Origin of the sequence: Rufibacter ruber (assembly GCF_014138425.1) — a bacterium.
Classification (GTDB): domain Bacteria; phylum Bacteroidota; class Bacteroidia; order Cytophagales; family Hymenobacteraceae; genus Nibribacter; species Nibribacter ruber_C.
In genome coordinates this window covers 71460-92143 of the sequence record NZ_JACJIQ010000020.1, presented here as the reverse complement: position 1 = coordinate 92143, position 20684 = coordinate 71460, and the positions used below count along the sequence as shown (strand labels likewise).

Annotated in this window: 16 protein-coding genes; 14 read left to right on the top strand and 2 right to left on the bottom strand. The window is 55.5% G+C overall.

Annotated features, from left to right (window positions below; translation table 11 throughout):
* The first annotated feature begins 270 nt into the window (after nt 1-270).
* A complete protein-coding gene (locus FHS90_RS19295) occupies nt 271-2856 on the top strand; it encodes a glycoside hydrolase family protein (protein WP_182514245.1) in 2586 nt (861 codons plus the stop codon).
* A gap of 66 nt (nt 2857-2922) precedes the next feature.
* Here FHS90_RS19295 and FHS90_RS19290 read toward each other — a convergent pair whose 3' ends face one another.
* Nucleotides 2923-3639, bottom strand: coding sequence for an RDD family protein (locus FHS90_RS19290; protein ID WP_182514244.1), 717 nt, complete (start codon nt 3637-3639; stop codon nt 2923-2925).
* Nucleotides 3640-3708: 69 nt separating this feature from the next.
* Between FHS90_RS19290 and FHS90_RS19285 the strand changes: the two genes are divergently transcribed.
* The 11 genes from FHS90_RS19285 to FHS90_RS19235 all read left to right on the top strand — a co-directional run bounded on the left by FHS90_RS19285 (nt 3709) and on the right by FHS90_RS19235 (nt 17314).
* Nucleotides 3709-4677, top strand: a complete 969-nt coding sequence (locus FHS90_RS19285; RefSeq protein ID WP_182514243.1) for a stage II sporulation protein M — start codon at nt 3709-3711, stop codon at nt 4675-4677.
* Nucleotides 4652-5542, top strand: coding sequence for a hypothetical protein (locus tag FHS90_RS19280; protein ID WP_066832494.1), 891 nt, complete (start codon nt 4652-4654; stop codon nt 5540-5542). Before FHS90_RS19285 ends, FHS90_RS19280 begins: the two co-directional genes overlap by 26 nt.
* 121 nt (nt 5543-5663) lie before the next feature.
* Nucleotides 5664-6272 carry a DUF4129 domain-containing protein gene (locus FHS90_RS19275; protein WP_161947708.1) on the top strand — a complete coding sequence of 203 codons (609 nt, stop codon included), beginning with the start codon at nt 5664-5666 and terminating at the stop codon, nt 6270-6272.
* Nucleotides 6269-7465 carry a DUF4350 domain-containing protein gene (locus tag FHS90_RS19270; RefSeq protein WP_182514242.1) on the top strand — a complete coding sequence of 399 codons (1197 nt, stop codon included), beginning with the start codon at nt 6269-6271 and terminating at the stop codon, nt 7463-7465. Before FHS90_RS19275 ends, FHS90_RS19270 begins: the two co-directional genes overlap by 4 nt.
* Nucleotides 7466-7474: 9 nt before the next feature.
* Entirely contained in the window at nt 7475-8491 is a 1017-nt protein-coding gene (locus tag FHS90_RS19265; protein ID WP_066832503.1) for an AAA family ATPase, read from the top strand.
* 106 nt (nt 8492-8597) lie between these two features.
* Complete coding sequence (locus tag FHS90_RS19260; RefSeq protein WP_246387229.1) at nt 8598-9932, top strand: DUF58 domain-containing protein; 1335 nt, start codon at nt 8598-8600, stop codon at nt 9930-9932.
* Between the two features lie 470 nt (nt 9933-10402).
* Nucleotides 10403-11707 (top strand): cation:proton antiporter, encoded by a 1305-nt coding sequence (locus FHS90_RS19255; RefSeq protein ID WP_182514241.1) that lies wholly within the window; start codon nt 10403-10405, stop codon nt 11705-11707.
* Nucleotides 11708-11714: 7 nt separating this feature from the next.
* Entirely contained in the window at nt 11715-12332 is a 618-nt protein-coding gene (locus FHS90_RS19250; RefSeq protein ID WP_182514240.1) for an alpha-ketoglutarate-dependent dioxygenase AlkB family protein, read from the top strand.
* 309 nt (nt 12333-12641) lie between these two features.
* Nucleotides 12642-12779 carry a hypothetical protein gene (locus FHS90_RS19245; RefSeq protein ID WP_161947709.1) on the top strand — a complete coding sequence of 46 codons (138 nt, stop codon included), beginning with the start codon at nt 12642-12644 and terminating at the stop codon, nt 12777-12779.
* A gap of 183 nt (nt 12780-12962) precedes the next feature.
* Complete coding sequence (locus tag FHS90_RS19240) at nt 12963-14315, top strand: FAD-dependent oxidoreductase (protein WP_182514239.1); 1353 nt, start codon at nt 12963-12965, stop codon at nt 14313-14315.
* A gap of 119 nt (nt 14316-14434) precedes the next feature.
* Entirely contained in the window at nt 14435-17314 is a 2880-nt protein-coding gene (locus tag FHS90_RS19235; RefSeq protein ID WP_182514238.1) for a CHASE domain-containing protein, read from the top strand.
* Nucleotides 17315-17552: 238 nt separating this feature from the next.
* Here FHS90_RS19235 and FHS90_RS19230 read toward each other — a convergent pair whose 3' ends face one another.
* Nucleotides 17553-18125: a DUF4252 domain-containing protein gene (locus tag FHS90_RS19230; RefSeq protein ID WP_182514237.1), complete on the bottom strand. Its 573-nt coding sequence runs from the start codon at nt 18123-18125 to the stop codon at nt 17553-17555.
* A 483-nt stretch (nt 18126-18608) separates the two neighbouring features.
* Here FHS90_RS19230 and FHS90_RS19225 point away from each other — a divergent pair, with 483 nt between their 5' ends.
* Both FHS90_RS19225 and FHS90_RS19220 read left to right on the top strand, forming a co-directional pair.
* Nucleotides 18609-19187, top strand: coding sequence for an RNA polymerase sigma factor (locus FHS90_RS19225; RefSeq protein WP_066832519.1), 579 nt, complete (start codon nt 18609-18611; stop codon nt 19185-19187).
* A gap of 427 nt (nt 19188-19614) precedes the next feature.
* Nucleotides 19615-20604, top strand: a complete 990-nt coding sequence (locus FHS90_RS19220) for a FecR family protein (protein ID WP_182514236.1) — start codon at nt 19615-19617, stop codon at nt 20602-20604.
* Nucleotides 20605-20684 lie beyond the last annotated feature (80 nt).

Genomic DNA, 20684 nt, shown 5'->3' with positions numbered 1-20684 from the left:
TGTTTTGGGGCTGTTTTTTGAAAAACAGCCCCAAAACAGAAATTCCTTCTAAGAAGAGGAGCTTCTCTAAACCGAACCTGTTTAGAATTTTTCCTTTTCCTATTTGTAAGGGTTTATCTGGCGCAAGCGTCCGCTTGTGCCGCCGTTTTAGGGCTACTTTTCAGAAAACAGCCCAGAAATAGGTGGTCTTTCTACCCTTAAGGCACATGCGGACGCTTGCGCCATGCATAAAACAGAAGACTCTAAACAGCTTCACCATTAAATTATATAATGAGAATAAAGATAAAGTCAATTGCCTGCTTACTTCTTTTATTTATAATCAGTACCACTAGTTCCTTCGCCCAAGGCGGAAATACCCAAGAACCAGCCCCGGTATATGTAGACCCGCAGGGCATTCTGCGCTGGAAGAAGAATAACCAGGAGGCCAGTTTCTTCGGGGTGAACTATACGGTGCCGTTTGCCTACGGCTACCGCTCCGTGAAAGCCCGCGGCGTTGACCCGCAGAAAGCCATTGACCAGGACGTGTACCACCTGGCCCGGCTGGGGTTTGACGCGTTCAGGGTGCACGTCTGGGATGCTGAGATCTCAGACACGCTGGGCAACCTGCTGGAGAACGAGCACCTGCGCCTCTTTGATTACCTGGTGTACAAGTTGAAGCAGCGCAACCTCAAGGTCATGCTCACGCCCATTGCGTTCTGGGGCAACGGCTATCCGGAGAAAGATGAGAACACGCCCGGCTTCTCGCGCAAGTACGGCAAACAACGCGCGGTCACCGAAGAAGAAGCGTTTACCGCGCAGGAAAATTACCTGAAGCAGCTGCTCAGGCACGTCAACCCCTACACCCAACTCGCCTACGGCCACGATGCCAACATCATTGCCGCCGAAATCAACAACGAGCCGCACCACTCCGGCCCCAAACCCCGCGCCACCGAATACGTGAACCGCATGGCCGCCGCCATGCGCAGCGCGGGCTGGACCAAACCCATCTTCTACAACATCAGTGAGTCGCCCACTTACGCAGATGCCGTGGCCAAGGCCAACGTGGACGGGTTCAGTTTTCAGTGGTACCCAACCGGGTTAGTGGCCAACCGCACCCTGCAAGGAAATTACCTGCCCCACGTTGACCGGTACCACATTCCGTTTGACACTATTCCAGAATTTAAAAACAAGGCGCTGATGGTGTACGAGTTTGATGCCGGTGACGTGCTGGGTTCCTACATGTACCCCGCCATGGCGAAGAGTTTTCGGCAGGCCGGTTTCCAGTGGGCCACACAGTTTGCCTATGACCCGCTGGCCACCGCCTACGGAAACACTGAGTACCAGACGCATTACCTGAACCTGGCCTATACGCCGTCTAAAGCCATCAGTTTGATGATTGCGGGCAAGGCGTTTCACCAGCTGCCGCTGCGCAAGACCTACGGCACCTATCCGGCCGACAGCATATTTGGGGCATTCCGGGTGAGTTACCAAGAAAACCTGAGCGAGATGAACACGGCGCAGGAATTCTACCACTCCAACTCTACCCGCACCAAACCCGTAAACGCGGCCAAGTTGACCAAAGTGGCGGGCGTGGGAAGCTCACCCGTGGTGCAGTACAGCGGCACCGGTGCCTACTTCCTGGACAAGCTGGACAAAGGCGTATGGCGGCTGGAAGTCATGCCAGATGCGGTTTTCATCAGAGACCCGTTTGCCAAGGCGTCGCCCGGCAAAGAAGTCACGCGCATTCAGTGGCAAAGCCAGACCATGCAAGTGCTGCTGGCTGAGCTGGGTGCTGCGTTCCACATCAAAGGCGTGAATGACGGTAACCCGTTTTCCTCCACCGCGGAAAACGGGCGTTTCCAGATTCAGCCCGGCGCGTACTTGCTCACCAAAAAAGAGAAAACCACCAGGAATGGCAACAGCACTTTTGGTGCTTTGCAGGTAAAGGAATTTGTGGCCCCGCAGCCGTTTGCCACCAGGCCGTTTGTGGCGCATGCACCGGTAGAAGAAGTCTCGGCCGGAAAACCGTTTGCCGTTTCGGCGCAGATTGTTGGCATTCGCCCATCAGCCAGAGTGAGCCTGCAGCTCAGCAACCTGGCGGGCGTGTACAAAACCGTGGGGATGGAGAAAGTGGGGGCTTACCGCTTCCAGGCCGAAGTTCCGGTAGAACTCGCTTCGCCCGGCCTGGTGAACTACCGCCTTCTGGTGCAAGACGGGGAGAAGCAGTATGCCTTTCCCGGAGGGTACGAGGGCGACCCCTGGGCCTGGGACAATTACCGAACCGACTCCTGGCAAACCTTTGTGGCCGCAGAAAACGGAAAGCTGGAGCTGTTCAACGCCACCACTGACCGTGCGCTCTTCGTGTTTCCCAACCTCTGGCGGCCAGAGGAGCGGGCTCTGGTGACCGGCGAAACGCCCAAACAGCTGGTGCTGAAACTTACCGCTAAGGAGCTGCCCAAAGAAGGCGCCATGGGTTTCCAGCTTTTCATTGGTGATAAACTGAAAGGCCGTGCGGCCGAGTTGGCAACCTTTGATAAACTGGTCCTCAGGGTAAGAACCACCGGCGCCACGCCGGTACCGGTGCAGGTAGGGCTTATTTCTGCAGATGCCACCGCCTTTGCGGCTTCTGTCAACGTGGGTTCCTCTTTCCAAGAAATTGAGATACCGCTGCGCGCATTGAAGCCCGAGGCGTTCATGCTGCTGCCCAGACCGTACCCGGGCTTCCATGCGTTTGAGTTCCGTTCTGCCAACCCGGGTGCTTTCTCATTGCCTCCCGTAGAGAAGCTGGAAGTGCGGCTGGGGGAACTTCCGCCTGCGGCGAAGGCGGGGCAAAGCTATGGGCTGGAGGTAGAGAAGGTTTGGCTGGAGAAGAGGTAGAAGAGAATTGAGTTCCTGTTTTGGAGCTGTTTTTCAGAAAACAGCTCCAAAACAGGAACTGCTGATTTATGCCTCCACGCCAGCGGTCAGGTGGTAGTAGTCTTTGATCACCGTTTTGAGAAAGTCTCTGTCGGTCATTTCCGGGCGAATCTCCAGAACTTCTTGCACGCGCTCAGAAATGCGGCTGAGCAGGGTTTCGTTCTGGTTTTGAATGGCTTTGTGCAGCAACTTCCTGATCAGGGCCATGTCCTGGTCAGTGAGAGCGGCCACCTCTGGAAAGACAATCGCATATTCTTCCTCCAGCTTCACCTGAAAAGGATTTCGCCGGTGATACACCTGGGTTTTGATCACGCTGGTACCGGCTGCCAAGTCGCCAAGGCGTTGCCCGCGGCCGTTTACCACAAGGGTAATAAGAGCCACAAATCCGCTGGAGAGGGTGATGTCTAACAGCCGGAAAACCCAGCGCAGCAGATAATCTCCCACAGAGGGGGGCTGGCCGGAGAGCTTGATCACCTTGATGTCCATGGCGCGTTTGCCCAAGCTCTGGCCACTAAGAAAAATCTCACAGAGCAGGTGGTAAAACAGGAAAGGGAGTACGAGCAGAACACCCCAAAGGCCCCCTCCGCCAGAAGGCCTGAGCAAGCCAATGACCATCCCCAAGATGATCATGGCCCCCACGTAGACGGCTCCGTCTACCAGGTACGCCAGAATTCTGTCTCCCACGCTGGCAATGGCATACTCTACCTCCACATTCTGGGTGGTTCTTACTTTAATGGTATTCATTAATTCCTCATTTTCACTTTAATAAGTAGCCTAAGTTAGATATATTTGAGAGTAATCAAAAGCAGGGCCATGCGCGAAGCCGCATTTGTTAAGCAGAATTCCGCCAAGTGGAAACGGTACGCCGCCGAGCCCACCACCAACCCAGACGAGTTGGCTGACCGGTTCATTGAGCTCACAGATGACCTGGCCTTCGCCCGCACCTTTTACCCAGACTCAGACACCACCCACTACCTCAACAGCCTTACCGGCAAGATGCACCAGGTCATCTACCGTAATAAAAAGGAGCAAGGCAACCGGTTTTTCCTTTTCTGGAAGCAGGAGCTGCCGTTGCTGTTCAGGCAACACCACCGGCAGCTGCTGTGCGCGTTCCTCATCTTTGCGGTGGCGTGCTTGATCGGTGCGCTGTCGGCGGCGTATGATGACACCTTTGTGCGGCTCATCATGGGTGACCGGTACGTGAACATGACCATAGCCAACATCAGAAAAGGCGACCCCATGGCCGTGTACAAGCAGGCGGGGGAGGCAGAAATGTTCCTGCAGATTACCATGAACAACGTGTATGTGTCGTTTCTGGCATTTGTGGCCGGGGCTGTGCTTTCTGTGGGTACGTTTTATGTGCTGTTCCGGAACGGGGTCATGTTGGGCGCTTTCCAGTACTTTTTCTACAAATACGGGCTGCTGGGCACCTCGGCACTGACCATCTGGATTCACGGTACGCTGGAGATCTCAGCCATTGTCATAGCCGGCTGCGCCGGATTTGTCATGGGCAACAGCATTCTGTTCCCCAAGACATTCTCGCGGCTGGAGTCATTTAAGCGCGGGGCCAAACAGGGGCTCAAAATAGTGGTGGGGCTGGTGCCTGTCTTCATCACTGCCGGTTTTCTGGAAGGGTTTGTGACCCGCCACACAGAGATGCCGCTGTTCCTGAGCCTGACCATTATCCTAGGCTCTGCGGCCTTTATTGTCTATTACTTTATTTATTACCCATACCGGCTGCACGCCAAGCTAGAGAATGACACCACCCACCATAGAATTTAGAGAAGAGCGGGATCTGGGGCAGAAGATCAATGCCACGTTCGGGTTTATCAGGGAACACTTTAAGCCGCTGCTCACGTGTGCCCTGTACTTTGTGCTGCCGTTGGCGTTACTGGCTGGTATTTTCTCAGGCATCTACCAAAGCTCCCAAATAGCTGAGGCCACCAATTCTGTGCAGTATGGGTCAATGGGGGCCTATTATTTTGACACCATGCTCACCTCCCTCCATTACTGGGTGAGCCTCTTCTTCACCCTGGTGAGCTATGTGATGCTAAGCCTGGTGGTGTATTCTTACATAGTGCTGTACATGGATTACGGCAGGCCAGTTGAGGTGCGCGATGTGTGGGCGTACATCAAGAGCTATTTTATTCCGGTGCTGTACTCTACCGTGGGCATGGTGGTGCTGTGCGGGCTGGCCACGTTGCTGCTGCTGATTCCGGGTATTTACGTGGGCGTGGCGCTGTCTATGCTGCTGGTGGTGATGGTACGCGAAGACCTTGGGTTTCTGGAGGCGCTGGAGCGGTGCTTCTACCTGGTCAAAGGCAACTGGTGGGAGACTTTTGGGTATCTGCTGGTGGTGGGCATCATACAGGCGGTGATTGGTTTTGGGGTTTCCCTGCCAGCCGTGGTAGTGTACGTGCTGCGCATTCTGCATTTGCCGGGCGGCGACAATGATGTGCTCCTGATGGTGGCCAGCTCTTTTTCTACCATCATTGGGCTGCTCATGTACGTGATCACCATTACCGCCATTGCATTCCAGTATTTCAGCCTGGTGGAAATAAAAGACGGCATTGGCTTTATAGAGCAGGTAAACAACATTGGCAGAAGAGATGCCGCGCCAACTGATCTTACCCAAGACGAATTCTAAGCCCGTGCGATTCCTTTTCCCCCTACTCTTCTTTCTGTTGGGCTGTTCCTGTGTTGGCTGGGCTGTTCCTGAGACAGCGCCCCCTGCCGTGCCGGGGCATGCGCAACTCCTGAAGCTGAGAATGCCAGACCCTGCCAAACTCAAGGCCCTGCAAGAAGACAAGGCGTTCCATTACCAGCAAGACCTGAAGCCAGACCTGTCTGCGTGGGAGCGTTTCTGGCAGCGGGTGGGGCGGTACCTGAACAACGTCACGGCAGCCCGGTCATTCAACGTGTTCTGGAAGTATTTTCTCTACGCCTTCGCCTTGGGCGTGACAGTGTTTGTGGTCCTGAAGCTGCTGCAGGTAGACTTGGTAGGCCTCTTCGGGAGGAAGGCGGTGCCGGTGGCCCTGGCGTATGACACATACCGGGAGAATATTCATGAGATTGACTTTGCCGCGCTGATAGAGGAGGCTGAAGCCCAGGGCGATTACCGCCGCGCCATACGGCTGCACTACCTGCAGACCCTGAAGCGCCTCACTGATCAAGGCTTCATTCACTGGAAACCCGGCAAAACCAACCGCAGCTACGTCACCGAGATCAGGGACCATGCCCTGCGCCAGTCCTTTGCCCATGTCACCGGCTTGTTTGAGTATGTCTGGTACGGCGGCTCTGCGTTAGATGAGGCGCATTTTCAAACGGTACGGGCTTCTTTCCTGACGTTCACCCACACTTTACGAGCCACGGCATGAGCGGCATGAAGAAATGGGCGCTGGTGCTGGCCCTCCTGTTTACCGTGTTTGTGGTGGTAGAATACTACCGCCCCAAGCCCGTTGACTGGGCCCAGACCTACGTTAACAAAGACAAAATCCCATACGGCACCTACGTGCTGTACCAACTGCTGCCTGACCTGTTCCCCAACCATGCGGTAGAGCAGGTGCGGCTACCAATCCTGAACCAGCTGGAGAACTACTGGGCCGCAGAAGAAGACAGCGCCGCGGGTACAGTCAACTACCTCTTCGTGAATGCGTCTTTCCAGGCAGACTCCCTTGACCTGGATGCGCTGCTTGGTTTTGTAGAGGCGGGAAACAACGTGTTCATTGGGTCCCATTATTTTGGGAAGCTGCAAGACACCCTGCATTTTAAAGTGGAGGCGTTTAGTGCGCAGAAGAAAGATTCATTGGGGCTGGTTTTTACGCACCCGCAGTTCAAAGACATACCCCCGGTGCTGTATGACTGGGAGAAGGTAGACGGTGTGCTGGAACTGGGTTCGGCCGCCCAGGCCACCGTGCTGGGCAAGAACACAGAAGGCGGGGTCAACTATGTCCAGATGCCATTTGGGAAAGGGAACTTCTTCCTGAGCACGGTGCCGCTGGCCTTTACCAACTACCACGTGATCACCAACCGGCAAAACCGGTACGCCGCCATGGCCTTGTCTCATCTGCCAGACCAGACCGTGTGGTGGGATGAGTACCAGAAGCAGGGGCCGGAGGGGGAGAGCTCCATTTTCAGAGTGCTGCTCAGCCATGACGCCCTCGCGTGGGCCTACTATGTGGCCTTGGGCGGGTTGCTGGTGTTCGTCTTCTTTGAAAGCAAACGCACCCAGCGCATCATCCCTGTCTGGGAAAAGCCCAGGAACACCACCCTGGAGTTTGTGCGGGTGGTGGGCAACCTCTACTTCAACCACGGGGACCACAAGGTGATTGCTGAGAAAAAGGTCAATTATTTTCTGGAGTACCTGCGGCTGCACTACCATGAAAGCACCAGCGTGCTGGATGCGGAGTTTCAGGAGCGCATCAGCCACAAATCTGGGGTAGACGCCCAGGAGGTGAGCAAACTGTTTTACATCATTCAGGACGTGCGCACCTATGAGACCGTGCAGGAAGTCACGCTGTGGCAACTCAACCAAAAACTGGAGAACTTTTACCGGCAGGCAAGCCGATAGCAAAAGAATATGAACGAGCTAGAAAAAGACGAAAACGGGGCCGGTGAAGCCGTGCTGGCCTTGGCGCCGAAGACTGATTTCTCTGCGCTGCAGGCCGCGGTGCAGCAGATCAAAGACGAACTCAGAAAACGCATTGTAGGGCAGGAGCAACTGGTAGACCTGCTGCTGGTGGCCATTCTGGCCGATGGGCACGTGCTCATTGAAGGAGTGCCGGGTATTGCCAAGACCCTAACCGCCAAACTCCTGGCCCGCACCATTGATGTGGGGTTCAGCCGCATTCAGTTCACGCCAGACCTCATGCCCTCAGACGTGCTGGGCACCTCTGTCTTTCACCCGGGCAGCGCCACGTTCCAGTTCAAGGAAGGGCCCATTTTCTCTAACATAGTGCTGATTGACGAGATCAACCGCGCCCCCGCCAAAACCCAGGCCTCATTGTTTGAGGTAATGGAGGAACAGCAGATCACCCATGACGGCGTGGAGTATGCCATGGGGGAGCCGTTTGTGGTGCTGGCCACCCAGAACCCCATTGAGCAGGAGGGAACCTACCGGCTGCCAGAGGCGCAGCTGGACCGCTTCATGTTCAAAATCCTGGTAGAGTACCCGTCACTGGAAGAGGAGGTGGCCATTCTGGGCATTCACCACCAGCGGCCCGCCGTGCAGCAGGAACTGGAGGAGGTGCAGCCGGTTTTGACCGCCCAGAATGTCATGGAGTTGAGGCAGCAGGTGCAGGGGGTGCATGTAGACGCCAAGGTGCTGGAGTACATTGCCCAGCTGGTAGTGCAGACCCGGGCGCACAAAGCCTTGTACCTGGGAGCCTCGCCCAGAGCCTCCCTGGCCCTGCTGACCAGTGCCAAAGCCCTGGCCGCCCTGCGCAACAGAGGGTTTGTAACCCCAGAAGACGTGCAGGAACTGGCGCCGGCGGTGCTCCGGCACCGGGTGCTGCTCACCCCTGAGAAGGAAATGGAAGGCGCCACGCCAGATGATGTCATCAAGCAGATCATCCAGAAAACTGAAGTTCCGCGGTAGCGCGGAGTGCATTCTAGATGGAAGTTCGTTTTTGGCTTGTTTTCAGAAAAACAGGCCAGAAACGCAAATATGACACCTTTCAGACACGCCAACTCACGTACCCTGCATGATTGCTTTTCTGCGTAGCCTGTATTTCACCCGTTTCTTTTTCATGGCGGTCTCTGCGGTGGCGGGGCTGTTTGTGCTGGCTTTTTTCTTTCCGGCGGTGCTGTTCCTGGTGAAGATCCTGTGCGGCGTGCTGGGCCTGTGTGTGCTGGTAGATCTGGCGTCTGTCTTCCAGCTGAAGCACGGCGTAGAGGCCAGCCGAAGCCTGCAGGAAAAGCTCTCTAACGGGAGCGAGAACCCGGTATTTGTGTATGTGGAGAACCGCTACCCGTTTGCCATCAGCGCCCAGGTGATAGAAGAGCTCCCGTTCCAGTTCCAGAAGCGCGATGCCAGTTTTAAGGTGAAAGTGCCCCAAGGCGAAACCCAGGTGATTGAATACCTGCTGCGGCCGGTGGCCAGGGGCCTGTACTCCTTTGGGGTGGTGAATGTGCTGGTAAACGGTCCGCTGGGGCTGGTGAGAAAACGCTACCGGTGTGGGCAGGGGCAGCAGGTGCCGGTGTACCCGTCTTTCATTCAGATGCGGCAGTATGAGCTGTTGGCGGCCAGCCAGCAACTCTCGGCCATGGGCATCAAGCGCCTTCGGCAGGTGGGCCACAGCGCCGAGTTTGAGCAGATAAGGCCGTACGTGGCGGGAGACGACCAGCGCACCATCAACTGGAAGGCATCTGCCCGCAAGGCCGAACTGATGGTGAACCATTACCAGGACGAGAAGTCGCAGCAGGTGTACTGCGTGCTAGACAAAGGCCGCGTGATGGAGATGCCGTTTCAGGGGTTGAGCCTGCTGGACTATGCCATCAATGCCGCACTGGTGCTGTCTAATGTGGCGCTGCGCAAAGAAGACAAAACCGGCATTATCACGTTTGCAGATAAGACGGGTTCTGTGCTGCCCGCAGAGCGGCGGTCTTCTCAGTTACAGAAGATCCTGGAGCTGCTGTACAACCAGCAGACCCGGTTTCAGGAGTCAGATTTTGAGCGGCTGTACGTAACGGTGCGGGCCAAGGTCAAGCAGCGCAGCCTGCTGCTGCTGTTCACCAACTTTGAAACCCTGAACGGGGCCAAACGCCAGCTGCCGTACCTGCGCAAACTGGCCAAACACCACCTGCTGCTGGTGGTCTTCTTTGAAAACACAGAGACCAAAGAACTGCTGGACCAACCCGCTAACAGCCTGGAGGAGATCTACCTCAAAGCCATTGCCGAAAAGTTTGCCTATGAGAAGCGGCAGATCGTGAAGGAGTTCAGCCTGCACGGCATCCATTCCATTCTAACCCCGCCAGAAAAGCTCACCGTGAACGCCATCAACAAATACCTGGAGTTCAAGGCCCGCGGGTTGATGTAAGAAGGTTTTCTGGGGAGGTGACGTCCTGTTTTGGGGCTGTTTTTAGGAAAACAGCCCCAAAACAGGACGCGCGGCCCTTTCTGGCTTCTGCTCCGGCCCCGCTGCCGTGGCTAACAAAGGTGCGTGGTTCTCAGTATTGCGCGTTGGTGCCCTTTCCTGCTGGCGCCTGTGAGTGTCTGCGGCCCTTAAGAGCCTGGTTGCCTGGTTCTTTTACGCAGCAAAACACCCTGAAAAGAACCTGCGGTTGCACTGGTCTGGCCCCGTGGCGCTGCTGTGCGGCCCAAAAGACGGCTTGCGCAGATTTTTCTCGCACTTTGCAGCGTCAGATCAAAATTTAAACAGGCTCTGAGGGGGTTCTCCTGTCTCTGGCCTGTTTTTCAGAAAACAAAGCCAAAACAAAAGCTGTTTCTCTCGTATGCAGTAGGTATTTCTACTATGCCGCTCTGTCTATTACCAGCATTTTAACCGCCATGGATGTATACCTGATAATCTTTGTGGTGATTGGGGCTTCGGCCCTGGCCATGGCGTGGCTGCCTGCCTGGTTCAAAGAGAAGCCGTTCTCGTATGCCATGCTGTTTGTGGTGATCGGGTTTCTGCTGTACAAGCTGCCGCTGGGGCTCCCAGAGCCTGACCCGCTGCGGGAGAATGAACTGGCGCTGCGGCTTTCTGAGCTGTGCGTCATCATCACGCTGATGGGCACAGGCATCAAGATCAACCGGCGGTTCTCTTTTTTCAGCTGGCAGGTGCCCCTGCGGCTGGTGAGCTGGACCATGCTCCTGTCTATTGGCGTACTGGCCTGGATGGCGTGGCAGTTCCTGGGGTTCCCGGTGGCCTCAGCCGTGCTGCTGGCGGCGGCCATGGCGCCCACAGACCCGGTGCTGGCCTCAGATGTGCAGGTGGGGCCGCCCAGTGAAGAGGTAGAAGATGCGCCCCGGTTCGCGCTCACGGCAGAGGCCGGCCTCAATGACGGCATGGCGTTCCCGTTCACGTGGCTGGCCATTGCACTGGCCACCAAAGGGCTGGCGCCCGAAAACTGGTTCACCCATTGGCTCACGTATGATTTGCTGTACCGTATAGCCGTGGGCGTAGGCGTAGGGTTTCTGCTGGGCCGGTTGCTGTCTTACGTGCTGTTCAAGCTCCCCAAGAAGGCCCACTTCCCAATGACCGAAGACGGCTTTGTGGCCATTGCCGCCACGCTGCTGGTCTACGGGCTCACTGAAATGATGCACGGGTACGGGTTTATTGCGGTCTTTGTCACTGGCCTTACCCTAAAGCACGTAGAGAAAAACCATGAATATCACCGCGAACTGCATGATTTCACTGACCAGATTGAGCGCATTCTGCTGGTGGTGGTGCTGATCCTAGTGGGCGGAAGCGTGAGCAGGGGGTTGTTAGATGATCTTACGTGGCAGGGGGTTCTGGTGAGTCTGGCGTTTGTGCTGGTGGTTCGGCCGCTGGCCGGCTTCATTGGCCTGCTGGGCGTACCGGTGAAGCTACGGGAGAAGTGGGCCATCAGCTTCTTTGGGATCAGGGGCATTGGCTCTGTGTTCTACCTCACGTTTGGGCTGAGCAAGGCGGCTTTTATGAACCCGGGTGAAATCTGGGCGGTGGCGGGGTTTACCATCCTGCTCTCTATTTTCCTGCACGGGGTCACCGCCACTCCCGTAATGCAGTACCTGGACAAAGTGCGGAGGCCCGGTGATTTCATTGACCCTGAACAGGCGCTGGAAGATGGGGAGTTAGGGCCGGGGCAACAAGGAGAACCGAAAGAATAACCAGAAAATGCCGTCGCTCGCAAAATACTTCAGGGAACAGAACCGGCCGTATCTGCTGCCAATGCCAGAGGCGGAGGTGTACCTGGTCTCTGAGTTCATTCCGCCGGGTGCAGAGCCCGCCTTGCGGCAGGCTCTGCAAGAGCAGGTGGCGTGGCGGCAGGAGCAGATCACCCTGTTTGGGAGAAAGATAGACCAGCCCCGCCTTACCGCCTGGTACGCAGACCCGGGCAAAGCCTATACCTACTCCGGCCTCACGTGGCAGCCGTTGCCATGGCTCCCGGTGCTGTCCCGGTTGCGGGAGCGGCTTCAACTTTTCACCGGGGTGCCCTTCAACAGCGTGCTGCTCAACCTGTACCGCCACGGCCAGGACAGCATGGGCTGGCACAGTGATGATGAGCCTGAGCTGGGGCAGAACCCGGTCATTGCCTCTGTCAGTGTGGGGGCTGAGCGGTTGTTTTCGTTCAGGCATAAAAAGGAGAAAAAGCTGAAGCAGCAGGTCTTGTTGCCCTCTGGCAGCCTTTTGCTCATGGCCGGGGCTACGCAGCACCACTGGCAGCACCAACTGGCTAAAACCGCCCGCGTGGCAGAGCCAAGAATTAACCTTACCTTCAGGTACATTGCCTGAGGCGGCTTAAAGCATGTTCTAAGTTGCTTTTTTTACGCTGCAAACGGGCATCAAAAGACGTGATATCGCCTTCCCCTCGTACCCTGGCGCTGCCAAATGCTCAAAAAAGCTTCGTCAGAACCTTACGCTCCCACTTTTCGCCAGCAAAACTAAAATTTAAACCAGTTCCAACTGTGCAAGAGTGCGTTTCTAGCCTGTTTTTCAGAAAACAGGCCAGAAACAGACAAGTAAAGGCAGGAGAAATTTCTGCCAGGCAGAAACCCCTTTTTCTGGCAAACAAACGTATAGAAGCTTCTAAGGCTTAGAAGTATGCTACGTCAGTATTTGAATCGTATAATGTGTAGGGCCATGGGCACCCGGCAGCAGTACTCCCAGTCTGACATGCTGCTGTTCTTCTGCATCCTGTTCATTGGGTGCTATCTGCTGGCGCTGGCGCTCATGCTCTAATTACCGGCTAAGGCTTCTTTGCCTAAACAGCCTTTCTTTTTTCTCCCCAGGCCACTTTCAGTGCTGATGGGTGCGCGCGTTGTGGTTAATTTCAGGAAAATTGCCCAAGTTTACCCGTTCTTACCGTAGAAGGCAGTAATTGGCTATACATTCTGCGCCTGCGGCGGAAAAACACCACAAACTATGGAGAAAGACTCCCAACTCAGCGTCATGGGCGGCGGACTGGTAGGTTGCCTACTGAGCCTGTACCTGGCAAGGCAAGGTTATTCTGTTGATGTGTATGAGCGGCGGCCAGACCTGCGGCGGGCTGAACTGGCGGGTGGGCGCTCCATTAACCTGGCCCTGAGTGACCGCGGCTGGCGGGCCCTGCAGAACATAGGCATTGCCCAAGACATTAAAAAAGTGGCCATCCCCATGTACCGCCGCGTCATGCATGATTTGCAGGGCCATCTCTCTTACCAGCCGTACGGGCAGGAGGGGCAGGCCATTTACTCGGTCTCCAGAAACGGCTTGAACCAGGCGTTGTTAGACCTGGCGGAAGCCCAGCCCAACATCTCGCTCCACTTTCAGCAGCAGGTGCTAGACGTAGAAGTAGCCACCAATAAGATTACCCTGGCAGATGTTGCCTCCGGTGAACAGCACCAGATCACCCCAGACGTGATTTTTGCCGCAGACGGGGCCTACAGCATGGTGCGGCTTTCGCTCATGAAGACAGACCGGTTCAACTATGAGCAGAGCTACCTGAACTACGGGTACAAAGAATTGACCATTCCGCCGGGGGCGGAGGGGGCGTGGCAGCTGGAGAAGAATGCGCTGCACATCTGGCCGCGCGGGCAGTACATGATGATAGCCCTGCCCAACCTGGACGGCACCTTCACCTGCACCCTGTTTTTCCCCTTTGAGGGAGAGCCGTCTTTTGAGGCCCTGCAGACACCTGGGCAGGTGCAGGCGTTCTTTGAGAAAACGTTTCCAGACGCGGCGGCGCTCATGCCAGACCTTACCCAGGAATATTTTGAGAACCCCACCGGCTCGCTGGTCACCGTGAAATGTTTCCCGTGGAGCCATGAAGGCAAGATTCTGCTGGTAGGTGATGCGGCGCATGCCATTGTGCCCTTCTACGGGCAGGGCATGAACGCCGGGTTTGAAGACTGCAGCGTGTTGAGCAGCCTGCTGGAGCAGCACCCCGGTGACTGGGAAAGCATTTTTAAAACGTTCCAGGAAGCCAGAAAACCCAACACAGACGCCATTGCTGACCTGGCGGTGTACAACTTTATTGAGATGCGGGACAAAGTGGCCGACCCCCGGTTCCTGCTCCAGAAGAAGATAGAGGCTAAAATCACGGCGCAATACCCAGACAGCTGGCTCCCCTTGTATTCTATGGTCACCTTTTCGCCAGATTTACCGTATGCCGAGGCACTAGCCAACGGAAGGCGTCAGGATGAGATCATGCGCCACCTCATGGACCACATCCAGACAGAAGAAGACTATTCTAAACCAGCAGTGCAAGCCTATCTGCAAAACCATCTTGGCAAATAATTGAATACGTTTTTGGCCTGTTTTTCTTAAAACAGGCCAAAAACGCCAACGAACAACAATACATAACCAGACTGTAAAAAGCAGCAGCGCCCGGCAATGGGCCAATTTGACAGAGCTTCATGATATTCTCCAGACTGAAAGATTATTACTTGGCATTAGGCTCCTTTGTACTGGTGTTGGGGATAACTCTTTACGCCTATTATGTCTCTAAAACCAGTGACCAGGAGCAGGACGCGCAGGTGTTTAAGCTCCGCACTGAACAGGTGCGGGAAACGCTGGAGCGGCGCATGGGCAACTATCTGCAGATTTTAAAAGGGGTAGACGGTCTGTTTACCGCCTCAGACACGGTCACCTACCAGGATTTTAAGCGGTATGTCTCCTCGCTGCAGATTGAGAAGACCTACCCGGGGGTGCAGGGCTTTGGGTATGCCGCCATGCTCACCCCAGAGCAGGTGCCCACCATGGAAGCCCGTATGCAGAGCATTGGGTTCACCAACTTCAAGGTAGCCCCCGCCTCGCCCCGCACAGAGTATTCCTCCATTATTTTCTTAGAACCCATGGATGCCCGCAACCGGCGGGCCCACGGGTTTGACATGTTTCATGACCCCATCAGGCGCGAGGCCATGGAGGCGGCCCGTGATTTTAACGGCCCCGCTATTACCGGCATTGTGACCCTACGGCAGGAAGAGAACGACAAGGTGGGGCAGCCGGGGCTATTGATCTACATGCCGGTCTACTACCAGAATGCTGAGCCGGTCGCGCTGGAAGAGCGGCGGCGGCTGCTCAAAGGCTTTGTTTACGCGCCCTTTAGGGCCAAGGACTTGATGAACAGTACCATTGGCAGGGAACTGAAAGACATCTCCATCTCCATCTATGATGGCAAGAAGCCCAAGCCGGAGTCCCTCATCTATACCAATGACACCACTGATGCAAAACTGGACACCAGCGGCCGTAAGCTGTACCTGACCGAGGTGATGCGCATAGCCGGCCGTACCTGGACCCTTGAGTTCAAGCCCAGAGAATCTTTCTCTGACCAGAGGGGCATAGACGAACACAACCTTATCCTGTTGGCGGGGGGCATTATCAGCCTTCTGATTTTCTTTGTGGTATGGTCGCAGCAGCGGTACCTGCAGTCAAACCAGCTCACGGAGCTGGTCACCAACAATACCACCGCGGGTCTGTTCATGTTAGACAAGAAAGGGTACTGCACGTTTCAGAACCCGGCCGCAGAAAAACTTTTGGGCTACAGCAATGATGATTTAAGGCAAAGGCCGTTCCATGAGCTGGTACACCGGAAGCAGGAGATGGGTAACCTGGCCCCGGAGTTGAACTCCCAGAAAGCCCATGCCTTTGAAGACATCTTTATCTGCCGGAACGGTAAAACAATTCCGGTGGCCTGCGCGTCCAGGCAGGTAAAGCAGGGCGGGGAGATAGAGGGCTTCATTCTGGAGGTGCGTGACGTGACCGAGGAAAGAAAAGCCCAGCAGGCCCTGGTAGAAAGCGAGGCCCGTTTCAGGAGCATGGCAGACAGCGCCCCTGTCATGGTCTGGATGACAGATGACCAGAACAGCTGCACCTACGTGAACCGCCAGTGGCTGGAGTACACCGGCACCACCCTGCAAGATAGCCTGGGTGATCACTGGTTGGCCCTGGTGCACCCAGATGACAAGGCAAAAGCCTTCCAGATTTTCAATGCCGCCACAGAAAGCCAGACAGAGTTTCAGAGTGAGTTCCGCCTGCGGCGGCATGACGGTGAGTTCCGCTGGATGATGAACACGGGCAGCCCCCGTTTTGGCGCAGAGGGCAACTTCCTGGGCTATATTGGCTCGGCCTTAGATATCACTGAGCGCATTCTCATGGAGAACCGCCTCAAAAGCAACGCTGAGATGCTGCAGCAGATCTTTATGCAGGTGCCGGCTATTGTGGGGCTGGTGAGAACCAAAGACCTGCAATACACCCTGGTGAACGCTTACCTGCGGGAGCTCTATGACGGCCGGGCAATGGTAGGGGTGCGGGCTCCAGATGCTTTGCCTCTCTCGCAGCAGGAGCAGTTTACCAGAATCATACAGAACATAGCCCAAACCGGGGAGCCTTACATTGGGCAGGAGGTGCCGGTGTATTTTGATGGAACTCCCGCTGGCCAGGAGCATGTGCGCTTCTTTAACATGGTGTATGAGCCCATCAAAAACAGCAAAGGCGAAGTCACCTCTGTGCTGACCTTTGCGGTTGAGGTGACCGAGCAGGTGTTGAGCCGGGAGCAGCTGTCTGTGATCAACGAGGAGCTGAACCGCAAAAACAAGGAGCTGACCCGCATTAACAATGACCTGGACAGTTTTGTCTACACCGCCTCGCATGACCTGAGGTCGCCGCTGGCCAATCTGGAGGGGCTTACCACCGCCCTCTTAGAAAATGCCGAAGAGAAGCCCCAGGGGGAAGATGACGAAGACCGCATGCTGTTGCAGATGGTGGCTTCTTCCATCGCTAAGTTAAAAGGTACTATCCATGACCTGACAGAGATTACCAAGGTGCAGAAAGACCTGGAGTCACAGGCAGAGGAGCTAGCCTTCTCAGAGGTGCTCACTAGCATAGAAGAAGACATTCACGGCATGATCCAGGAGGCGGGGGTGACCGTGCAGAGGGAGTTTGCCGTGCCGCAGATCAGGTATGCGCGTAAAAACCTGCGCAGTATTCTCTACAACCTGGTCTCCAACGCCATCAAGTACCGGGAGCCCACCCGCCCCCTGCAGGTCAACGTACGCACCCGGCGCGAAGGCGAATATGTGGTGCTCACCGTGCAAGACAACGGGTTGGGCATACGGGAAGACCAGCAGGAAAAGCTGTTTACCATGTTCAGGAGGTTCCACTCGCACGTAGAGGGGACCGGCATTGGGCTTTACATTGTGAAACGCATCATTGAGAACAACGGCGGCTACATTGAGGTAGAGAGCGAGCCGGGCAAAGGCAGCACCTTCACTGTGCATTTCAAAGAAGAAGCGTAACCCGGCACCTGGCACCAACTGAAACGCCCGGCTCTTTATTAAGAGCCGGGCGTTTCAGTTGGTGGGTGCTTTGCGTTAGATCTTGTTTACATTTTGCTTTTGCAGGCGAAAGCGGGGAGCGAAAGGTTCTTCTATCCCGTTTTTAGGGCGGCATAGCCGCGCGCTGGGGCGAGGCAAACGCCAGGGCAGGTTCTTTTGAGGCCCGTTGGCAGCGCAAAAGACACATGTAAACCTGCTCTTAGGTGAGCAACGGAAGTAAAAGATCTGGGTCTACTTTCTTGAGCAGCTCCTCTACCTGTTGCCGGGTGAAACGCCCGTTCACTTGCAGCATGAGAAAGTTGTTGCCGTATTTACGGTACCCCACAAGTTCCTGCACCTGGTTGTTGGCCTGTCTCATTTTGAATTGAAGCGCGCCTGCCGCCTCATCCAGCAGGGGCAAGTTGGCATAGCTTTCCTTCTGAAGCACCTGGTCCAGCTCCCGGGTAAGGCCTTTGTCCAGAAGTTTCTGAGACTTGCGGTTGGTGGGGGTAAAGGTCAGCACCCTGATAGAAGAGATGTTGGTCAGCGCCGCCTTCAGGGTGCTGTCAGTTGTTCCGCTGGAGAGGTACCTGGTTACCAGGCCCACGGGCAGGCTGGTGCCTTTGAAGCCGGCCTGGTCTCTGTATTTCTGAAAGAAGTCGGTGGTGGTCTGTGCCGGGGGCAGGTTGCTGGTACTGCTGCAGGATTGCACCGCCATCACCGCCAGGAACAGGAGGGGGATAAGCAGGCGGTGAAGCCTCCGGAGACTATGGTAAAAGATTGGCTGTGTCATTTTCTTCTGTTTTTAGCCTGTTTTACGGAAAATAGGCTAAAAACGCTGATCTGCCCCTTGCTGCTTTCTGCAGATGCCTCCGGGTGGTTGCCTGTAAAAGCGAAACAGCCAAAGCATTGCCTCTTTTTTAGCCATTTCAGAAATAAAAACCGCCTGCCTTTGGAATTATGGGAAAGTGTGGCTACATTCGGTTTTGTTGTGTGAAATCTGCTGCTGCCAGCACGGCGGCTTCTGTTCTTTCTCAGGCATGGCCAGCCCAGAGTTTCTGTGATCGTTTGGCCCTGCTTTGCCTTACTACTGCTACAAGAGGTGCGCGTCTAGCTTGGTGCAGAGCGTGCCATTGCTATACATATTACTAGCCAGCTGCTTTCTTTGAGCTTCTGGGATGTTTCATCTGCCCTCCCCCGCACTAGTTTTCTCTGCGGCCTGTGCCGTTAAAATTGTTGTAGGCTAATTAAATATTACTTTGAGTTTAGTGGACAGATGGAAAGCGCTGAAAAAGAACTTTATGTGCTGAGCAGACTGAAGTCCGGAGATGAGCAGGCGTTTGAGGAGATTTACAGGCAGTACGCGTATTCTTTGACTGAGTTTGCGAGCTCCAAGCTGGCCTCACTGGAGGAGGCGCAGGATCTGATACATGACCTGTTTGTATATCTCTGGACAGAGCGCGGCACCCTCCAGATCACCGGTTCCCTCAAGGGTTTCCTGTTTGCCGCTGCCCGGTACCGGGTCATAGACCACATTCGCAAGAACATTACCCGCAGCAAGTACGCAAACGCCGTGCAGGCGCTGGAGCCCACCCCCGTGTACCAGCTGGAGAAAGAGCTGGAGGCGCAGGAACTGGGCGGCCTCCTGGAGAACGCCGTTGCCCGCCTTTCACCGCGGGTGCAGGAAGTTTACCGCCTGAGCCGCCATGAAGAATTGAGTATTGCTGAGATTGCCTCTGAGCTCAACCTCTCTGACCAGACCGTGAAGAACCAACTGGGCACCGCCCTCAAGCACCTGCGGCGGGTGGCGGTGAAAGCCTCGGTCTGGCTTTTGCTGGCGGCTGGCCTCTCCTAAGCCGTTAATCCCCCTTTCTGGAAAACATTCTTTAAGAAAATGCTGTTTTGGGGCTGTTTTCTGAAAAACAGCCCCAAAACAGAAACTTCTCTTCCCGCTCAGGGGTGACACCAGCTGTCCTGAATAAGGCAACAGTGGTGACCTCTCTGCTGCAGAAAAGGTGTGAGGTCTCCTTCCATTCCGGCGGCAGGTGCGGCCAGATCCCTTTGCCTCTTTTCTTTTAAAATCCCTCCTTCGGCGCAGCCGTTCCAGCCTTCCTGTTTTAGGGCTGTTTTTCAGAAAACAGGTCAAAAACAGGAAGGCTGGTGGCGCCCCGCCAGAAAAGAAACAGCGCCTACGAAGTCTTCGGGGAAAAAGTTTGATTTTCTTTCGAAGGGTATAGTACTCCTGCCGCGCTCATCCGACTTTCTGTCATAACCCACCTGAGATGAGCAAAAAGGACATCAGTGATTTGTTAGATAGGTACCTGGCCGAGGAGTGCACGCCTGAGGAGGCGCAGCAGGTAGAAGCGTGGCTGGCCAATCTGCAGCAGGAGAAAAACCAGTGGCAGAAGCTAGGGGAGCCAGAACGGGAACAGCTGCTCTCCTCTGTTTTTGCCAACATTAAAAATACCATTTCGCCAGAGGCCAGGGTGGTGCAGATGCCGGTACGCAACCGGTGGCGTATGATCTCAGCCCTGGCGGCGGCCTTTTTGATAGGGGCTTTGGTTTACACCTTCTGGGGCCAGCTTGTGCAGAACAGAAATGAGCAGGAGGCTTATGTGGCGGTGCAGGCCCAGAAGGGCCATCGTAAACGCCTGACTCTGCCAGACGGCACGCACCTGTGGCTCAATGCCGGCTCCAGCCTGAAGTACCCCGTCTCCTTCAATCAGAAAAACCGGGAGGTGTTCTTAGAGGGCGAAGGCTTTTTTGAGGTGGCCCATAACCCTGAGAAACCCTTTGTAGTGCGTACCGGCTCTCTGAGCACCAAGGTGTTGGGTACGGTTTTCAATGTGAACGCCTACCCGGAAAAGGAAACGGTGCAGGTGACCCTGGTTTCTGGCAGGGTGCTGCTGGAGCAGAACCAACAGGAACTTGCTTCATCTATGGAGCTGGCGCCGCGGCAGGCCGCTACTTTCTCAAAGAAATCTGGCAATCTGAGCCGGCAGGAGGTGCGGCACGTGGAGGAGTTCTACGCCTGGACAGAGGGTAGGCTGGTGTTTCAGGAGACGCCTCTGCAGGAGGCGCTGCTGCGGTTAGAGCGGGCCTACGGGGTGTCGCTTGCCGCAGAGGGGCAGGTGGCCAACTGTACCATTACCGGAACCTTCAAGGTGGAGCAGCCGCTGGCTCAGGTCATGCAGATCATCTCCATTTCTACCGGGGGCACCTTTGCCCCGGCGGGTGCGGGCGGTGTACTGCATGGGGCTGGCTGTGACTAAACCCACCTGCCACAGAGAAGAGAGCGGGCGCCAGGCCAGCTACTTTTCCTTCGGCTTCTAAGAATTTAACCCTACTCCAA

Excerpts from the sequence above, each read along its gene's own strand:
- FHS90_RS19255 (WP_182514241.1), top strand. The coding sequence starts at position 10,403 with ATGGATGTATACCTGATAATCTTTGTGGTGATTGGGGCTTCGGCCCTG.
- FHS90_RS19245 (WP_161947709.1), top strand. The coding sequence starts at position 12,642 with ATGCTACGTCAGTATTTGAATCGTATAATGTGTAGGGCCATGGGCACC.
- FHS90_RS19250 (WP_182514240.1), top strand. The coding sequence starts at position 11,715 with ATGCCGTCGCTCGCAAAATACTTCAGGGAACAGAACCGGCCGTATCTG.
- FHS90_RS19220 (WP_182514236.1), top strand. The coding sequence starts at position 19,615 with ATGAGCAAAAAGGACATCAGTGATTTGTTAGATAGGTACCTGGCCGAG.
- FHS90_RS19265 (WP_066832503.1), top strand. The coding sequence starts at position 7,475 with ATGAACGAGCTAGAAAAAGACGAAAACGGGGCCGGTGAAGCCGTGCTG.
- FHS90_RS19235 (WP_182514238.1), top strand. The coding sequence starts at position 14,435 with ATGATATTCTCCAGACTGAAAGATTATTACTTGGCATTAGGCTCCTTT.
- FHS90_RS19295 (WP_182514245.1), top strand. The coding sequence starts at position 271 with ATGAGAATAAAGATAAAGTCAATTGCCTGCTTACTTCTTTTATTTATA.
- FHS90_RS19260 (WP_246387229.1), top strand. The coding sequence starts at position 8,598 with ATGATTGCTTTTCTGCGTAGCCTGTATTTCACCCGTTTCTTTTTCATG.
- FHS90_RS19285 (WP_182514243.1), top strand. The coding sequence starts at position 3,709 with ATGCGCGAAGCCGCATTTGTTAAGCAGAATTCCGCCAAGTGGAAACGG.
- FHS90_RS19230 (WP_182514237.1), bottom strand. The coding sequence starts at position 18,125 with ATGACACAGCCAATCTTTTACCATAGTCTCCGGAGGCTTCACCGCCTG.
- FHS90_RS19225 (WP_066832519.1), top strand. The coding sequence starts at position 18,609 with ATGGAAAGCGCTGAAAAAGAACTTTATGTGCTGAGCAGACTGAAGTCC.
- FHS90_RS19275 (WP_161947708.1), top strand. The coding sequence starts at position 5,664 with ATGCCAGACCCTGCCAAACTCAAGGCCCTGCAAGAAGACAAGGCGTTC.
- FHS90_RS19290 (WP_182514244.1), bottom strand. The coding sequence starts at position 3,639 with ATGAATACCATTAAAGTAAGAACCACCCAGAATGTGGAGGTAGAGTAT.
- FHS90_RS19240 (WP_182514239.1), top strand. The coding sequence starts at position 12,963 with ATGGAGAAAGACTCCCAACTCAGCGTCATGGGCGGCGGACTGGTAGGT.
- FHS90_RS19270 (WP_182514242.1), top strand. The coding sequence starts at position 6,269 with ATGAGCGGCATGAAGAAATGGGCGCTGGTGCTGGCCCTCCTGTTTACC.
- FHS90_RS19280 (WP_066832494.1), top strand. The coding sequence starts at position 4,652 with ATGACACCACCCACCATAGAATTTAGAGAAGAGCGGGATCTGGGGCAG.